Origin of the sequence: Mycobacterium sp. 236(2023) (assembly GCF_029623955.1) — a bacterium.
Classification (GTDB): domain Bacteria; phylum Actinomycetota; class Actinomycetes; order Mycobacteriales; family Mycobacteriaceae; genus Mycobacterium.
On sequence record NZ_JARSBP010000003.1, the window covers coordinates 316,817 to 332,458 of the forward strand.

The following is a 15,642-nucleotide window of genomic DNA, read 5'->3' on the forward strand; positions in this document are numbered from 1 at the left end:
AAATGAAACGTGATCGCACCGTCGTCAACGTGTCGGTATTCACCGTCGTCATGGTTCTGGTGGCCGCCATGCTGGTCATCGTTTTCGGCGAGTTCCGTTTCGGCTCCGACGAGAACTACCACGCGACCTTCCCCGACGCCTCGCGGTTGAAGTCCGGTCAGGACGTCCGCATCGCGGGTGTGCCCGTGGGCAGCGTCAAGGACGTCTCGCTCAACCCCGACAACACCGTCGACGTCGCATTCACCGTCAGCGAGAAGTACCAGCTGTACACGTCGACAAAGGCGGTCGTCCGGTACGAAAACCTCGTCGGTGACCGCTACCTCGAGATCACCTCGGGCCCAGGAGATCTCGTCAAGCTTCCCCGGGGCGGCATGATCACCAACACAGCGCCGGCGCTCGATCTCGACGCTCTGCTCGGCGGTTTGCGGCCTGTATTGAAGGGTCTCGACGGCCAGAAGGTCAACGAGATCAGCAGTGCTGTCATCGAATTGCTGCAGGGCCAGGGCGGCGCGCTGTCGAGCATGTTGTCGAGCACCAGCGCCTTCACCCAGAACCTGGCCGCCCGCGACCAATTGATCGGCGATGTCATCACGAACCTGAACACCGTGCTGAGCACCGTCGATGAGAAGGGCGCCGAGTTCGACGCCAGCGTGGACCGGCTGCAGAAGCTGTTGACCGGACTGGCCGAGGGCCGCGATCCGATCGCCGGGGCCATCGGACCCCTGGCACAGGCCGAGGTCGACCTGACCGAGATGCTGGAGACATCGCGGCGGCCGGTGCAGGGCGTCATCGAGAACGCCCGACCGCTGGCGCAGCGCCTCGACGAGCGCAAGGACGACGTCAACAAGGTCATCGAGCCGCTGGCGGAGAACTACCTGCGCCTCAACGCACTCGGTGCCTACGGAGCGTTCTTCAACATCTACTACTGCTCGATCCGGATGAAGATCAACGGCCCCGCGGGCAGCGACATCCTGATCCCGTTCGGTGGACCGCCAGACCCGTCGAAGGGCAGGTGCTCTGAAGATGGCTAACTCGGTCAACAAGCCCAAGTCGGACGAAAGCAACCCGCTCCGCACAGGCATATTCGGCATCGTGCTCGTTACGTGTCTGGTGCTGGTGTCGTTCGGGTACGCCGGGCTTCCGTTCATGCCGCAGGGGAAGAACTACGAGGCGTTCTTCACCGACGCCGGCGGTATCAATCCCGGCAACGACGTCAACGTGTCGGGAATCAGGGTCGGCAGCGTGTCGGCAGTCGAACTCGCCGGGGACGCCGCGAAGGTGACGTTCACCGTGAAGCGGGATATCCGAGTCGGTGACCAGTCGCTCGTGGCGATCAAGACAGACACCGTGCTGGGTGAGAAGTCGCTTGCCGTCACCCCGAAGGGCGGCGGGTCGGTGACTTCGATTCCGCTGGGGCGCACGACGACTCCGTACACGCTCAACACGGCGTTGCAGGATCTGGGCCAGACTGCCAGCGAGCTGGACAAGCCGCGCTTCGAGCAGGCGCTGCAGACGCTGACGGACTCGCTGCGCGACGCGACGCCTCATCTGAACGCCGCTCTCTCGGGCGTCACGGATCTGTCGCGCACTCTCAACAAGCGTGACGAGGCGCTCGACCAACTCCTCGGTCATGCCAAGCGGGTGTCCGATCTGCTGGCCCAGCGTGCCGGCCAGGTCAACCAACTGATCGTCGACGGCAACCTGTTGTTCGCCGCACTCGACGAACGACGCCAGGCACTGAGCAATCTGATCGCCGGCATCGACGATGTGTCGCGCCAGCTTTCCGGCTTCGTCGCCGACAACAAGGTCGAGTTCAAACCGGCACTGGAGAAGCTGAACCTGGTGATGGACAACCTGCTGGAACGCCGCGAGCACATCGGTGAGGCGTTGCGTCGTCTGCCGCCGTACGCAACGGCTCTCGGTGAGGTCGTCGGGTCGGGCTCGGGCTTCAACATCAACTTGTACGGCCTGCCCCCCGCGTCGCTGGCCGAAGTCCTGCTCGACTCCTACTTCCAGCCGGGCAAGTTGCCCGACAGCCTCGCCGACTACCTGCGCGGATTCATCTCCGAGCGCATGATCATCAGGCCGAAATCGCCATGAGCCAACCCAATTCGACGAAGAGTCGCACGCTCCGCGCCGCGGTGGCCGTGGTCCTGGTCGCCGTCCTCGCGGTCGGCGCGTACCTGGTGTGGCCGTCCCGCAGCACAACCAAGGTCGTCGCGTTCTTCGAGTCCGCCGTCGGCATCTACTCCGGTGACGAAGTTCGGGTCATCGGTGTGCCCGTCGGGACCATCGACTCGATCGAGCCGCGCGCCGAAGACGTCAAGATCACCATGTCGATCGACAACGGCGTCCGAATCCCGGAGAACGCCCAGGCGCTCATCATCTCGCCGAATCTGGTGGCCGCCCGGTTCATCCAGCTCACCCCCGCCTACACCGGTGGCGGCGTGATGGCCGACGGCGCCGAGATCGGACTGGATCGCACGGCCGTGCCGGTGGAGTGGGATGAGGTCAAGGAGCAGCTGACCGCGCTGAGCGCTCAGCTCGGGCCGCAGCCCGGTTCCGTGCAGGGGCCGCTCACCCAGTTCGTCAACCAGGCCGCCGACACCTTCGACGGCAACGGCGACACGTTCCGGGAAGCGGTGCGCGAACTGTCGCAAACCGCAGGGCGCCTCGGTGATTCGCGCGGTGACCTGTTCGGCACCATCCGCAACCTGCAGGTGCTCGTCGACGCGCTGTCGAACAGCAACGAGCAGATCGTCCAGTTCACCAACCACGTGGCGTCGGTGTCGCAGGTGCTGGCCGACAGCACGGTGGATCTGGACAACACCCTCGGCACCTTGAACCAGGCGCTGGGCGACGTCCGCGGATTCCTCAACGAGAGCAACTCTGCGCTGATCGACCAGGTCGGCAAGCTCGCCGATTTCACGCAGATTCTCACCGACCACAGCGACGACATCGAGCAGGTCCTGCACGTCACGCCCAACGGCCTGTCCAACTTCTACAACATCTACAACCCCGCCCAGGGCACCGTCGGCGGTCTGCTGTCGCTGCCCAACTTCGGCAACCCGGTGCAGTTCATCTGTGGTGGCACGTTCGACGTCGGTGCCTCGCCGGACAACTACAAGCGCGCCGAGATCTGCAGGCAGCGAATGGGTCCGGTGTTCAAGCGGATCGCGATGAACTACCCGCCGCTGCTGTTCCACCCGATCAACAGCATCACCGCGTACAAGGGACAGGTCATCTACGACACCCCCGCGACCGAGGCCAAGGCCGAGACGCCGGTGCCGTATCTGCAGTGGCAGAACGCGCCCGGTGTGACTCCGCCGGTGATCCCGCCGGACGCCGACCTGGCGTCGCTGCTGTTGCCGCCGGCTCCGGAGGGGGCCCCAGCCGCGCCGACGGCTTCCTCCTCCCATGTCGGTGGGCCGGAAACCGTTGCGCCAGGCGCGCTTCCCGGTCCGGCTCCGGCTGCTCCGATCCCAGGAGGTGCGGGCGGATGATGCGCAAGGCGCCAACTCTTCGGAAAGCTGTGGCGTTCGGGTCGCTGTCGGTGCTGCTGGCCGGCTGCCAGTTCGGCGGTCTCAACTCGCTCGACATGCCGGGCACCGCAGGCCACGGCTCGGGCTCCTACACGATCACCGTGCAGTTGCCGAATGTCACCACGCTGCCGCAGAACTCGCCGGTGATGGTCGACGACGTGACCGTCGGCAGCGTGTCCGGCATCGAGGCCATCCAGCGCCCCGACGGCACGTTCTTCGCCGCGGTGAAATTGTCGCTGAACAGCAACGTCGAGCTGCCCAGCAACGCGATCGCGCGGGTGGCGCAGACGTCGCTGCTGGGTTCGCAGCACATCGAGCTCGCAGAGCCGACCGACGGGCCCGGCGTCGGACGCCTCGAAGAGGGCTCGGAGATCCCGGAGGACCAGACCGCGCGCTATCCGAGCACAGAGGAAGTGCTGTCGTCTCTGGGTGTCGTCGTCAACAAGGGCAATCTCGGTGCGCTGCAAGACATCACCGAAGAGACCTACAACGCGGTCGCGGGCCGGGAAGGTACATTCGCCGACCTGATCCCGCGGCTTTCGGAGCTGACCAGCTCGCTGGACCGGCAGACCAACGACATCATCGCCGCGGCCGAGGGGCTCGACCGGTTCGCCGGGATCCTGGCCAGAAGCAAGGACAGTCTCGGGCGGACCCTCGATACGCTGCCCGCTGCTCTCGACGTGCTCAACCGGAACCGCACCAACATCGTCGACGCCTTCTCCGCCCTGCAAGGATTCGCGACGCTGGGCTCACGGGTGCTGCAGGAGACCAAGGACGACTTCGCAGCCGACTTCAAGGACCTGTTCCCGATCATCAAGGCACTGAACGACAATGCCGACTACTTCATCAAGAGCCTGGAGTTCCTGCCGACGTTCCCGTTCCACTACAAGTACCTGCGGCGGGCCGTGCGCGGCGACTACCTGAACGTGTTCGTCACGTTCGACCTGACACTGCGGAGGCTCGGCGAAACCGTCTTGACGACGTCGAAGGGCTTCGACCCGAACATGAAGCGGATGAACGAGATCATCAACACGCCCGACTTCCTCGTGGGTGCCACGTCGAACCTGTCGGGGCAGGCGGCCGATCCGTTCAAGATTCCCCCCGGCACGGCGACGCAGCATGAGGGGGCGCCCTGATGATCGATCGCCTCTCCAAGATCCAGCTGATGATCTTCGCCGTCGTCACCGTGCTGACGGTCGGCACGATCTCGATCTTCTACCTGCGCGTGCCTGAGGCGGTCGGGATCGGTTCGTACAACATCACCGCCGATTTCTCGGCGGGTGGCGGCCTGTATCAGAACGCGAACGTCACCTATCGCGGTGTCACGGTCGGGCGGGTCGAATCGGTTGGCCTGACCGACAACGGCGTCGTGGCGCGGATGCGCCTTAACAGCGGAACACCGGTGCCCGAGAACGTGACCGCCACCGTCAAGAGCGTCTCGGCGGTCGGCGAGCAGTACGTCGACCTGGTCCCGCCTGCCGACGCATCGGAGGCGACGCTGACCGACGGCTCCAACATCGCCATGGACCGCACCGCGATCGGCCAGGATATCTACGGGATGCTGCAGCAGGCTGATGCGTTGGTGAGCAGTGTCGGGGACAGCAGGCTGCAGGATCTGCTGAAGGAAACGTTCAAGGCGTTCAACGGGTCCGGGCCGGAGCTCGCGCGGCTGATCCAGTCGTCGCGTCTGCTGGTCGACGAGGCCAACTCGAGCTACGGGCAGACCTCACAGCTGATCGATCAGGCGGCACCGTTCCTGGAGGCACAGATCCGCGGCGGCGACGACATCCGTTCGCTGGCCGACGGACTGGCGCGTCTGACGGGTGAGGTGGCCAATGCCGATCCGCAGTTGCGCGACACTTTGCAGACGGTGCCTGGCGCCACCGAAGCGGCCAACACCACCTTCGAGGGCATCCGGCCGACGTTCCCGGTGCTCGCCGCCAACCTCGCCAACTTCGGCCGTATCGGCGTGATCTACAACAAGTCGCTGGAGCATGCCCTCGTGGTGTTCCCGGCGCTGCTGGCCGCGCTGAACACCGTCGGTGGCGGGCTGCCCACCGACGAGGGCGGCAAGCTCGACTTCAAGGTCGACCTCGGCGATCCGCCGCCGTGTTCGGTCGGCTTCATCCCGCCGAGCCAGATCCGTTCGCCCGCGGACTTGACGCTGCGCGAGCTGCCCACCGACATGTACTGCAAGGTGGCGCAGAACGATCCGAGCGTGGTGCGTGGCGCCCGTAACTACCCGTGCCAGGAATTCCCCGGCAAGCGGGCGCCGACGATCCAGCTGTGCCGTGACCCGAAGGGCTACGTCCCCATCGGTAGCAATCCGTGGCGTGGGCCACCAGTCCCGTACGGAACGCCGATCACCGATGGCCGGAACATCCTGCCGCCCAACAAGTTTCCAAATATTCCCCCGCAGGTGGATCCCGATCCGGGGCCGCCGTCGGTGACGTTGCCGCCCGGGGTGACGCCGGGACCGGGGCCGGCGCCGCACGCACCGTTCCCGTTGCCGTACCCGCCGAACGAGCCGGGGCCGCCGCCTCCGCCGTGGCCGTACTTCTCGCCGCCGGATCAGGTGGTGCCGCCGTACGGTCGTCCGCCGCTGGCACCGCCTCCCGCACCGCCGGGAGCTCCGCCGGTCGCGCCTCCTGCTGCGCCACCCGCGCCGAGTGGGCCGCTGCTCCCCGCCGAGGCGGTGCCGCAGGCCAGCGCGAGCTACGACCAGAACGGGGTTTTCGTCGATCCCGCCGGCGGAACTGGCGTGTACGCCCCCGGAACTGACAAACTGGCGCCCGCAGAGAATTGGGTCGACCTGATGTTGTCGCCCAAGCAGTTTTAGCTCTTAGGAAAGTAGTGACAGAAGAGGCACCCCGCGATGAAGGCCGGCCCGTGCGCCGGCGGGCGTCGCGGGCAGCGGGTCCGGCAGGTAACACCGAGTCGGCCCTGGAATCTCCCGCAGCTCCCGTAGGCGCGGTCAAGGTCAGCGCCGCGGTCGCGCGACCGGCGAAGGCACGCGCCGCGTCGTCGGTCGCTCCGCCCCCGCGCAGGCCGTCGCACCGCGGTCTGGTGGCGCTGGTGGCTTCGGTGGTCCTGCTGGTGTTCGGCGGGCTGCTGGCGGGCGGGATCTTCTGGATGAAGTCCACCCAGTCCGGGCAGGAGGCGGTGCTGGCGCGCGATCAACAGTTCGTCGACACCGCGCAGCAACTCGTCGTCAACATGTTCTCGTACACGCAGAACGACATCGACCAGAGCGTGGATCGGTTCGTGGACAGCACAAGCGGACCGCTGCGCGACATGCTCAGCCAGGACAACAACGTCGACAACCTGAAGGCGATCTTCCGCGACACGAACGCCAGCTCCGAGGCCGTGATCAATGGTGCGGCCCTGGAGTCGATCGACGAAATCTCCAGCAATGCAGCGGTTCTGGTGTCAGTGCGGGTGACCGTGACCGACATGGACGGCACGAACAAGCCGTCGCAGCCGTACCGGCTGCGTGTCATCGTCCACGAAGACGACAACGGCCACATGACCGGTTATGACCTCAAGTACCCCGACGGGGGCAACTGATGAGCAAGCGTGCCGCCCGGCTTCTCGGGATGTTCGTCGTGGTGCTGTCGGTGGCGTTCGTCGGTGCCGGGGCGCTCGGTGGCTGGCTGTTCTGGAACGGTGTGGAGTTGCGTGGTGAGCAGTCCGCGCGTGCCGAGTTGCCGCCGCTGGCCGTTGCGCAGATCCCTCTGGTGTTCGGATACGACTATCAGACGGTCGAGGGCAGCCTCACCGACGTCTATCCGTTGCTGACTCCGAGCTACCGCCAGGAGTTCCAGGACCGCGCGAACAAGGACATCATCCCGCAGGCAAGGCAGCGTCAGCTGATCAGTCAGGCCAACGTGGTCGGTGCGGGAGTGCTTGACGCACAACGCACCAAAGCCTCGGTGATGGTCTACATGAACCGGACGGTGACGGAGAAGGACGGTCAGCCCGTCTACGACGGAAGCCGTCTGCGCGTCGACTACGAGAAGGTCGACGGCAAGTGGCTGATCAGCTACATCACTCCGATTTGAGATCGGGCTCGGGCTGCTGTGGTTTGTTGGCCAGCGCGTCGAGAAATGAACGCGCCCAACGATCTACGTCGTGGGCGAGCACCTGACGGCGCATCGCACGCATGCGGCGCTTACCGTCCTCGGGTGACTGGTTGATCGCCGCCTCGATGGCGTCTTTGACACCCTCGAGGTGGTGGGGGTTGGTCAGGTAGGCCTGCCGCAATTCCGCAGCGGCGCCGGTGAACTCGCTGAGGACCAGCGCGCCGCCGAGGTCGTTGCGACACGCGACGTACTCCTTGGCGACCAGGTTCATCCCGTCGCGCAAAGGCGTGACGAGCATGACGTCGGCGGCGACGAAGAATGCCACCAGGTCTTCTCTCGGCACGGGCCGGTGCAGGTAGTGCAGAACCGGGTGGCCCACCTCGCCGAACTCGCCGTTGACGTGGCCGACCTGACGTTCGATGTCCTCCCGCATGGCGATGTAGCTCTCCACGCGTTCCCGGCTCGGGGTGGCCAGCTGGACGAGGACGGTGTCCTCGCGGTCGATCCGGCCTTCCTCCAGAAGTTCGGAAAAGGCCCTGAGTCGGACGTCGATGCCCTTGGTGTAGTCCAACCGGTCGACGCCGAGCAGAATCTTGCGCGGGTTGCCCAGCTCCGCTCGGATCTCTTTGGCGCGCTGGCGAATTGCCCGACTACGTGCCTGCTGGTCGAGTTCGTCGGAGTCGATGGAGATCGGGAACGCCCCGACCTTCACGGTGCGGAAACCGAACTGCACCTCGCCGAAGCGGGACCGCACACCGACATTGCCTCGAGACGTCGTGGCGCCGAGCAGCCGCCGCGCCAGGATGAGGAAGTTCTGCGCGCCGCCTGGGAGATGGAACCCGACGAGGTCGGCGCCGAGCAGCCCCTCGATGATCTCGGTGCGCCACGGCATCTGCATGAACAGCTCGACCGGCGGGAACGGGATGTGCAGAAAGAAGCCGATCGTCAGGTCGGGCCGCAACATCCGCAGCATCTTCGGGACCAGTTGCAGCTGGTAGTCCTGTACCCATACCGTGGCGCCCTCGGCCGCCGTCTGCGCGGTGGCTTCGGCGAATCGCCGGTTGACGTCGACGTAGCGGTCCCACCACTCCCGGTGGTAGATCGGCTTGACGATGACGTCGTGGTACAGCGGCCACAGCGTGCCGTTGGAGAAGCCCTCGTAGTACTCGGCGACGTCGTCAGCCGACAGGCGTACCGGGACGAGCGTCATGCCGTCCTGCTCGATCGGCTCGTCCGACGCGTCGGGGTCGTCGGCGTCCTCGGGGACACCGGGCCAGCCGATCCACGCGCCGTGTCTGCGCCGCAGCAGTGGCTCCAGCGCGGTCACGAGGCCGCCGGGACTGCGCTTCCACTCGGTGGTGCCGTCAGGCCGGCGCACTCTGTCGATCGGCAGCCGGTTGGCCACGACGACGAAGTCGGCTCCTCCGGAGCGGACCTGCGGGCCGCTCTCGGGTGCCATCAAGCGTCGGCGAGCTTCGCCGGTCCGATGCCGAGCATCGACAGGAAGACACGGCATTCGTCGGCGTCGGTGGCGTATGCGGCGACGACACGGCGGGCCTGGCGCTCGGTGACGTCGGCGATGGGCTCGACGTCACCGATCTCGGCGGGGTCTGGTTTGGCAGGCATAGAAGCAACCTTAGCCAACCCTGTGGCCAACTCCCAGCGCAGAGCTGGGGTCCTGTGCGAGGACGTGACACTTCAGCCGTAATGTGCAACGCGTGGCGGATCAGGATCAGGTGACTTACGAGACTCTCGACGAGGGCCGCATCGCGCGGATCTGGCTGAACCGGCCGGGCGCGCAGAACGCCCAATCCCGGACGCTGCTCGTCCAGCTGGACGAGGCGTTCGGGCGGGCCGAGGCCGACGACACCGTGCGGGTGGTGATTCTCGCGGCGCGGGGGAAGAACTTCTCGGCCGGCCACGACCTGGGCTCCGAAGAGGCGATGGCCGAGCGGGGTCCCGGGCCCGCCCAGCACCCCACGTTCACGTGCAACGGGGCCACCCGGGATGCCGTCATCGAGCGGACTTACCTGCAGGAATGGCACTACTTCTTCAACAACACGGCCCGGTGGCGCGATCTGCGCAAGATCACCATCGCCCAGGTGCAGGGCAACGCCATCTCGGCGGCCCTGATGTTGATCTGGGCCTGTGACCTCATCGTCGCGTCGGACGACGCGAAGTTCAGCGACGTCGTCGCGGTGCGGATGGGCATGCCGGGCGTCGAGTACTACGCGCACCCCTGGGAGTTCGGCGCCCGCAAGGCCAAGGAGCTGCTGCTCACCGGCGACGCGATCGACGCCGACGAGGCCTACCGGCTGGGCATGGTGTCGAAGGTCTTCCCGCGCGCCGAGTTGGAGGACAAGACGCTCGACTTCGCGCGACGGATCGCCGAGCGTCCGACCATGGCGGCGCTGTTGGTCAAGGATTCGGTGAATGCCGCCAGCGATGCGATGGGCTTCACCGAGGCGCTGCGGCACGCGTTCCACATCCACGAATTGGGTCATGCCCATTGGGCTGCCCACAACGAGAACCGCTATCCGGTCGGGCTGCCGCCGAACGTGCCGGACTGGCGCACATTGGGCGCCCCAAAGCTCTCCCGCCGCGACGAGCCGTGACGTATAACTGGAACCTGTTCTAGTTAGTCGGGCTATCGAGGAGTTGGCATGCTGCTGTCGTTGGCGGATCGCACGTACCTGGTCACGGGCGGTGGCAGCGGGATCGGTAAGGGTGTGGCCGCCGCGATCGTGGAGTCGGGCGGCAACGTCGTCCTGGCCGGCCGCAACGCCGACAAGCTTTCTGCCGCGGCCGACGAGCTCAAGGCACTCGGCGACGGGGACGTCATCTACGAGCCGGCGGACGTGACCGACGAGGACCAGGCCACGCGCCTCGTGGCGGCGGCGACGGCCTGGCACGGCAAGCTCGACGGCGTCGTGCACAGCGCCGGCGGTTCGGAGACCATCGGCCCACTCACCCAGATCGACTCCAACGCCTGGCGCAACACCGTCGACCTGAACATCAACGGGACCATGTACGTCCTCAAGCACGCCGCCCGAGAGATGGTGCGCGGTGGCGGCGGGTCGTTCATCGGAATCTCGTCGATCGCGTCGAGCAACACCCACCGCTGGTTCGGCGCGTACGGGCCGAGCAAGGCCGCACTCGATCACCTGATGATGGTCGCCGCCGACGAACTGGGCCCGTCCTCGGTGCGCGTCAACGGGATCCGGCCGGGGCTGACCAAGACCGATATGGTCGCGCCGATCATCGACACCCCCGCCCTCAGCGAGGACTATGCGTCGTGCACGCCCCTGCCGCGAGTGGGGGAGGTGGAGGACATCGCGAACCTGGCGGTGTTCCTGCTCAGCGATGCCGCCAGCTTCATCACCGGGCAGGTCATCAACGTCGACGGCGGCCACGGCCTGCGGCGTGGCCCCGACCTGTCGGGGATGCTCGAGCCGCTGTTCGGTGCGGACGGGCTGCGCGGCGTCGTCGCGACCTAGCAACCCCCGCCGAAACGGAATTCCGGCAGAGAAAGTTCGAGAGGACCCCTGTAAGGATTCAGTTTCGGCGCGGTGGCCGCTAGCTCATCGCCTGAGAAGCCTGCTTCACCGCGTTGACGATGCCCTGGTAGCCCGTGCACCGGCAGAAGTTGCCGGACAGGCCTTCGCGGATCTCCTCGTCCGACGGCGTCGGGTTGTCACGCAGCAGGGCGGTGATGCTGGTGACAAATCCCGGTGTGCAGAAGCCGCATTGGAGGCCGTGGCAGTCGCGCATCGCAGCCTGCACCGGCGACAGGGCGCCGCTCTCGTCGGCGATGCCCTCGACCGTCGTGACTTCCTGGCCGTCGACCTGGACGGCGAACACCAGGCACGAGCGGACGGCCTGACCGTCGAGCAGCACCGTGCAGGCACCGCACGCGCCGTGCTCGCAGCCCAGGTGCGTGCCTGTGAGACCACACTTTTCACGAAGGTAGTCGGCCAGCGTCAACCGCGGTTCGACGGTCGACGAGTGGTGCCGCCCGTTGACCGAGACCTCGACGGGGATTTCATGCATTGATTGCCTCATTCGTTGCCTCGGTCCAGGCCCGCGCGACCATGGTGGCGCAGACCTTCGATCGGTATGCCGCCGTGCCCTGCAGGTCGGCGGGAACATCTTCGAGCGCCGAAACCGCCAGCCTGCCGATCTCGTCGGCCGCGATGTCGCCGACGGGCTTACCGACGACGGCCGCTTCTGCCGGCGTGCCGCGCTCAGGCGTGGATCCCATGCCGAGCAGCCCGATCCCGCAGCGGGCCACCTTGTTGTCGTCATCGAGCTCGACGGCCAGCGTCGCCCCAGCGATCGCGAAATCGCCGTGGCGACGGGCAAACTCCTGCACGGAGAAGCCGCAGCGCCCTGACCACACCGGGAACGCGACGGCGGTGAGGATCTCGTCGGGGGCCAGCGCGGTCTCCCACAGTCCGGTGAAGAACTGCGCCGCGGGAATGCGCCGGACGCCTCGTGCGGACGTCGCCTCGATCTCGGCGTCGAGCGCCAGCGCGACGGCTGCGTACTCGGCGGCGGGGTCGGCGTGCGCGATCGCACCGCCGAGGGTTCCCCTCGTGCGGATCTGGAAGTGCCCGATGTGCGGCGTCGACAACGTCAGCAGCGGAACCGATTCGGCGACCTCGTCGTCCATGCCGACCAGGGCGTGGGGGGTGCCCGCACCGATCCGTACTCGGTCGTCGCGCAGCTCGATGTTGCGCAGCTCGTCCACCCGGGAGATGTCGATCAGGTTCTCGAAATGGGTGAGCCGCATCGCCAGCATCGGGACCAGACTCTGGCCGCCGGCAAGGATTTTCGCGTCGTCCCCGTAATCGCCGAGCAGCGCCACCGCGTCCGCAACCGTCTGCGGTCGGTGGTAGGCGAACGGTGCTGCCTTCATGACAACAGCCGGGCCAGGACGGCCTGCAGATCGTCGGCGAGCACTGTCGCCGGAGTCTTGCGCCGCTTGCGGCCGATCAGGAAGCCGACCGCGCCCGCTGCGGCGGCCGCGGCCAGCGCCGGCGCGAACCGTTTCGCCATCGGCATCGCGACGACCTTGAGCAGGTCGACGGAATCTGAGGCAGGCTGTGCGGCTACCGCAGCGGTTTCGGCGGTCGGCGCTGCGGTGGCGGCTGCCGGTGATGAACCGCCGAGGAGTTCGGCTTCCAGGCTGCGGGCGAACTGTGCGATCAGGTTGCCAGAGACGTCGGCGAGCACTCCGCGACCGAACTGCGCCGCCTTGCCCGAGATCGCGAGGTCGGTGGTGATACCCACGTGGGTCGACTCACCCTCGTCCTTGAGCTGCGCGGTGACGGTCGCGGCGGCGGTGCCGTTGCCGCGGGTCTCCTTGCCTTCGGCCCGCAGCACGATCCGGCGGCCCGACGGATCTTTCTCCTTGTACGTCGCAACGCCCTTGTAGGACACGGTGATCGGGCCGACCTTGACCTTGACCGCCCCGTTGAAGGTGTCGCCGTCGACGGACAGCAGGGTGGCGCCGGGCAGGCAGGGGGCGACGCGTTCGACGTCGGTGAAGACCTCCCAGACTTTCGCGGACGGGACCGCGACCCGAAACTCGTTGTTCAGTTCCACCGTCAGTGGTCCTTTCCAGCAGCTTGCTCGATGAGGTCGATGATCGTGGCCGGGGTGGCCGGCAATTGGGTCAGTGTCACGCCGAGGGGAGCCAGCGCGTCGTTGATCGCGTTGATCACCGCCGGTGGTGATCCGATCGCACCGCCTTCGCCTGCGCCCTTGTATCCACCGACGCCGGGTCCGGGGATCTCGACGTGGCCGAACTCGATCGGCGGCACCTCGGTGGCGGTCGGAAGCAGGTAGTCGACGAACGTGGAGGCCACCGGGTTGCCCGCGTCGTCGTAGGCAAGCTTCTCCAGCAGCGCTCCGCCGATGCCCTGAACGGTGCCGCCGGCGACCTGGCCCTCGACGACGTTGGGGTTGATCATCGGGCCGACGTCCTCGCTGACGATGTAGCGGGTCAGCGTCACGTGCCCGGTCTCGACGTCGACCTCGCAGGTGCAGACGTGAGTGGCGTTGGCCCAGTGGATCATTGCCTGGGAGTTGAACCGTGCGGTGGCCTCGAGTGTCGGGTCGACGCCCGCGAGCTGTGCCGGCTCGTAGTACGAGCGGAACGCGATGTCGGCGAAGCTGACGCTCTTGTCCCGGTCGCTGCGCAGCGTGGCTCGGGAATCGGCGAGTTCGATGTCGTCGGCTTCGGCACCGAGGATCTGTGCGGCGATCGCGATGATCTGCTTGCGCAGGATCGCACCGGCCTCGTTGACCGCACCCGCGGTCATCGGTCCGCTGCGGCTGCCCTGCGTGCCCGCCCCGTACGGGGTGACCGCGGTGTCGCCCTGGATGGTCGACACGTCGTCGATGTTGGCGCCCAACGCATCCGCGGTCAGCTGCACGACCGTCGTCTCGATGCTGTTGCCCGCCGAGCCGCCGTTCACATAGACGTTGATCTTGCCCGTGGACTCCATCCGCACCGTGGCGCCCTCGGTCGCGAGGTGCCCGGTCGCCGCACCGGTCGGCTCGATGTAGGCGGAGAAGCCGAGCCCGATGTAGCGGCCCTCGGCGAGCGCTTCGGCCTGCTCCTTGCGGAACCCCTCGTGGTCGAGGATCTTGACCGCCTGCTCGAAAGTGTCTGCGGGCGCGCAGTTGTCGTACGGCATCCCGTTGGGGTTGAAGAAGGGCATCTCGTCGCCGCGCAAGATGTTGATCCGCCGCAGCTCGACGGGATCCATGCCCATCTTGCGGGCGGCGCAGTCGAGAAGCATTTCGCGGGTGAGGGTTTCGTACTGCCACGGACCGCGGTAGGCATGCAGGCCCGGGGTGTTGGAGAAGACGGTCTTGTAGTTGAAGCTGGCCTTGGGCACCCGGTACGGGCCGGGAAAGAACATGCCGATCGCCGCGGTGGTCAGCACCGGGTACGGCGTCGGGTACGAGCCCACGTCCTGGACGAAGTCGATGTCGGCGGCCAGGATCTTGCCGTCTGCGTCGAACGCCATCCGCACCTTGCCGTCCACGTGGCGGGACTGGCCCGCCGACATCAGGTTTTCTCGCCGGTCCTCGATCCACTTCAGCGGTCCGGTCACCTTGCGGGCAGCCAGCAGAATGCACATGTCCTCGCGCATCGGCACGACCTTCTGGCCGAACGCGCCGCCGGTGTCGCGCATGATCACCCGCACGCCCTGGGCCGGGATACCGAGAAGTCGCGCGGCGAACGCACGCAGCTCGTGCGGGGTCTGGGTGGACGCCCAGACCATCAGCTCTGACGTCGTCGACGTCCACTCGACGACCATGCCCCGCGTCTCCATCGGGACGGGCACATACATCTGCTGATAGATGCGTTCCTCCACGACATGCGGCGCCGAGGCGAACAGCTCCTCGTCGGGCGGCATCCCGCCCATGCCGCCGGCGACGTTGTCGGGGTAGGCCTCGTGCACCACGGGGACACCGGCGTCGGAGCCGCCGATCGCGTTGCGGAAGTCGGCGATCGCAGGCAGCGGGTCGTAATCGACCTCGACGAGGTCGACGGCGTCCTCGGCGAGGTAGCGGCTGTCCGCGACGACGAGCGCGACGGGGTCGCCGACGAACTTGACCTCGCCCTCGGCGAGCGGCGGGCGGGGGGTGTCGGCAACGTCCTTGCCTGCGACGGCGTGCCACGCCTCGCGGACTTCCGGGTTCAGATCTGCCGCCGTGAACACGGCGTGCACGCCCGGCAGGGCCAGGGCGGCCGCGGCGTCGATCCCGTTGATGGTGGCGCGCGCGAACGGGCTGCGTACAAAGCAGGCGTGCAGCATGCCGGGGCGGGTGATGTCGTCGACAAAACGGCCGTGACCAGTGAGAAGACGGTTGTCCTCGACGCGGGGGACACGCTGGCCTGCATAGCGGGGTGTCACCGCCTCCACGACTCCACTGTCGGTGTCAGTCACGCGCGATCACTCTCCTTGGGCTGTGAAGAGTGACGTTATCGCATTGGAGAG

15 protein-coding genes are annotated in these 15,642 nt (G+C 66.8%); 9 read left to right on the forward strand and 6 right to left on the reverse strand.

Annotation, left to right across the window (positions count from 1 at the left end):
• Positions 1-2: 2 nt before the first annotated feature.
• The 7 genes from P9A17_RS12630 to P9A17_RS12660 are packed head-to-tail and all read left to right on the forward strand — an operon-like array spanning position 3 to position 7,603.
• Positions 3-1,031 carry an MCE family protein gene (locus P9A17_RS12630; protein ID WP_278038988.1) on the forward strand — a complete coding sequence of 343 codons (1,029 nt, stop codon included), beginning with the start codon at positions 3-5 and terminating at the stop codon, positions 1,029-1,031.
• Complete coding sequence (locus tag P9A17_RS12635) at positions 1,024-2,100, forward strand: MCE family protein (protein WP_278038989.1); 1,077 nt, start codon at positions 1,024-1,026, stop codon at positions 2,098-2,100. Before P9A17_RS12630 ends, P9A17_RS12635 begins: the two co-directional genes overlap by 8 nt.
• The gene (locus P9A17_RS12640) at positions 2,097-3,503 is read left to right on the forward strand and encodes a virulence factor Mce family protein (RefSeq protein WP_278038990.1); all 1,407 of its coding nucleotides are present in this window, start codon (positions 2,097-2,099) and stop codon (positions 3,501-3,503) included. Before P9A17_RS12635 ends, P9A17_RS12640 begins: the two co-directional genes overlap by 4 nt.
• Complete coding sequence (locus tag P9A17_RS12645) at positions 3,503-4,678, forward strand: MCE family protein (protein ID WP_278039833.1); 1,176 nt, start codon at positions 3,503-3,505, stop codon at positions 4,676-4,678. Before P9A17_RS12640 ends, P9A17_RS12645 begins: the two co-directional genes overlap by 1 nt.
• On the forward strand, positions 4,678-6,381 hold the full coding sequence (locus tag P9A17_RS12650) for an MCE family protein (protein ID WP_278038991.1): 1,704 nt from the start codon (positions 4,678-4,680) through the stop codon (positions 6,379-6,381). The genes P9A17_RS12645 and P9A17_RS12650 overlap by 1 nt, the downstream gene beginning before the upstream one ends.
• A 14-nt stretch (positions 6,382-6,395) precedes the next feature.
• Positions 6,396-7,109, forward strand: coding sequence for a mammalian cell entry protein (locus P9A17_RS12655; protein WP_278038992.1), 714 nt, complete (start codon positions 6,396-6,398; stop codon positions 7,107-7,109).
• Positions 7,109-7,603 carry a mammalian cell entry protein gene (locus P9A17_RS12660; RefSeq protein WP_278038993.1) on the forward strand — a complete coding sequence of 165 codons (495 nt, stop codon included), beginning with the start codon at positions 7,109-7,111 and terminating at the stop codon, positions 7,601-7,603. The genes P9A17_RS12655 and P9A17_RS12660 overlap by 1 nt, the downstream gene beginning before the upstream one ends.
• Here the strand turns inward: P9A17_RS12660 and P9A17_RS12665 are convergent.
• Both P9A17_RS12665 and P9A17_RS12670 read right to left on the reverse strand, forming a co-directional pair.
• Positions 7,590-9,083: a trehalose-6-phosphate synthase gene (locus P9A17_RS12665; protein ID WP_278038994.1), complete on the reverse strand. Its 1,494-nt coding sequence runs from the start codon at positions 9,081-9,083 to the stop codon at positions 7,590-7,592. The genes P9A17_RS12660 and P9A17_RS12665 overlap by 14 nt on opposite strands.
• Positions 9,083-9,250, reverse strand: a complete 168-nt coding sequence (locus tag P9A17_RS12670) for a hypothetical protein (RefSeq protein ID WP_003930502.1) — start codon at positions 9,248-9,250, stop codon at positions 9,083-9,085. Before P9A17_RS12670 ends, P9A17_RS12665 begins: the two co-directional genes overlap by 1 nt.
• An 83-nt stretch (positions 9,251-9,333) precedes the next feature.
• On the opposite strand from P9A17_RS12670, the gene P9A17_RS12675 reads away from it, so the two are divergent.
• Both P9A17_RS12675 and P9A17_RS12680 read left to right on the forward strand, forming a co-directional pair.
• On the forward strand, positions 9,334-10,239 hold the full coding sequence (locus P9A17_RS12675) for an enoyl-CoA hydratase (RefSeq protein ID WP_278038995.1): 906 nt from the start codon (positions 9,334-9,336) through the stop codon (positions 10,237-10,239).
• A 48-nt stretch (positions 10,240-10,287) separates the two neighbouring features.
• On the forward strand, positions 10,288-11,121 hold the full coding sequence (locus tag P9A17_RS12680; RefSeq protein ID WP_278038996.1) for an SDR family oxidoreductase: 834 nt from the start codon (positions 10,288-10,290) through the stop codon (positions 11,119-11,121).
• A gap of 79 nt (positions 11,122-11,200) precedes the next feature.
• Here P9A17_RS12680 and P9A17_RS12685 read toward each other — a convergent pair whose 3' ends face one another.
• Genes P9A17_RS12685 through P9A17_RS12700 form a run of 4 tightly spaced genes read right to left on the reverse strand, consistent with a single transcriptional unit; the run spans position 11,201 to position 15,591 of the window.
• The gene (locus tag P9A17_RS12685; RefSeq protein WP_278038997.1) at positions 11,201-11,674 is read right to left on the reverse strand and encodes a (2Fe-2S)-binding protein; all 474 of its coding nucleotides are present in this window, start codon (positions 11,672-11,674) and stop codon (positions 11,201-11,203) included.
• Entirely contained in the window at positions 11,667-12,542 is an 876-nt protein-coding gene (locus P9A17_RS12690) for an FAD binding domain-containing protein (RefSeq protein WP_278038998.1), read from the reverse strand. The genes P9A17_RS12685 and P9A17_RS12690 overlap by 8 nt, the downstream gene beginning before the upstream one ends.
• Complete coding sequence (locus tag P9A17_RS12695) at positions 12,539-13,231, reverse strand: SRPBCC family protein (protein ID WP_278038999.1); 693 nt, start codon at positions 13,229-13,231, stop codon at positions 12,539-12,541. Before P9A17_RS12695 ends, P9A17_RS12690 begins: the two co-directional genes overlap by 4 nt.
• A gap of 2 nt (positions 13,232-13,233) precedes the next feature.
• Positions 13,234-15,591, reverse strand: coding sequence for a xanthine dehydrogenase family protein molybdopterin-binding subunit (locus tag P9A17_RS12700; protein ID WP_278039000.1), 2,358 nt, complete (start codon positions 15,589-15,591; stop codon positions 13,234-13,236).
• Between the last annotated feature and the right edge of the window lie 51 nt (positions 15,592-15,642).

Bases quoted from the DNA above. Each gene is read 5' to 3' on its own strand.
- P9A17_RS12630 (WP_278038988.1), top strand. From the start codon at position 3: ATGAAACGTGATCGCACCGTCGTCAACGTGTCGGTATTCACCGTCGTC.
- P9A17_RS12650 (WP_278038991.1), top strand. From the start codon at position 4,678: ATGATCGATCGCCTCTCCAAGATCCAGCTGATGATCTTCGCCGTCGTC.
- P9A17_RS12645 (WP_278039833.1), top strand. From the start codon at position 3,503: ATGCGCAAGGCGCCAACTCTTCGGAAAGCTGTGGCGTTCGGGTCGCTG.
- P9A17_RS12670 (WP_003930502.1), bottom strand. From the start codon at position 9,250: ATGCCTGCCAAACCAGACCCCGCCGAGATCGGTGACGTCGAGCCCATC.
- P9A17_RS12690 (WP_278038998.1), bottom strand. From the start codon at position 12,542: ATGAAGGCAGCACCGTTCGCCTACCACCGACCGCAGACGGTTGCGGAC.
- P9A17_RS12635 (WP_278038989.1), top strand. From the start codon at position 1,024: ATGGCTAACTCGGTCAACAAGCCCAAGTCGGACGAAAGCAACCCGCTC.
- P9A17_RS12665 (WP_278038994.1), bottom strand. From the start codon at position 9,083: ATGGCACCCGAGAGCGGCCCGCAGGTCCGCTCCGGAGGAGCCGACTTC.
- P9A17_RS12660 (WP_278038993.1), top strand. From the start codon at position 7,109: ATGAGCAAGCGTGCCGCCCGGCTTCTCGGGATGTTCGTCGTGGTGCTG.
- P9A17_RS12680 (WP_278038996.1), top strand. From the start codon at position 10,288: ATGCTGCTGTCGTTGGCGGATCGCACGTACCTGGTCACGGGCGGTGGC.
- P9A17_RS12685 (WP_278038997.1), bottom strand. From the start codon at position 11,674: ATGCATGAAATCCCCGTCGAGGTCTCGGTCAACGGGCGGCACCACTCG.
- P9A17_RS12640 (WP_278038990.1), top strand. From the start codon at position 2,097: ATGAGCCAACCCAATTCGACGAAGAGTCGCACGCTCCGCGCCGCGGTG.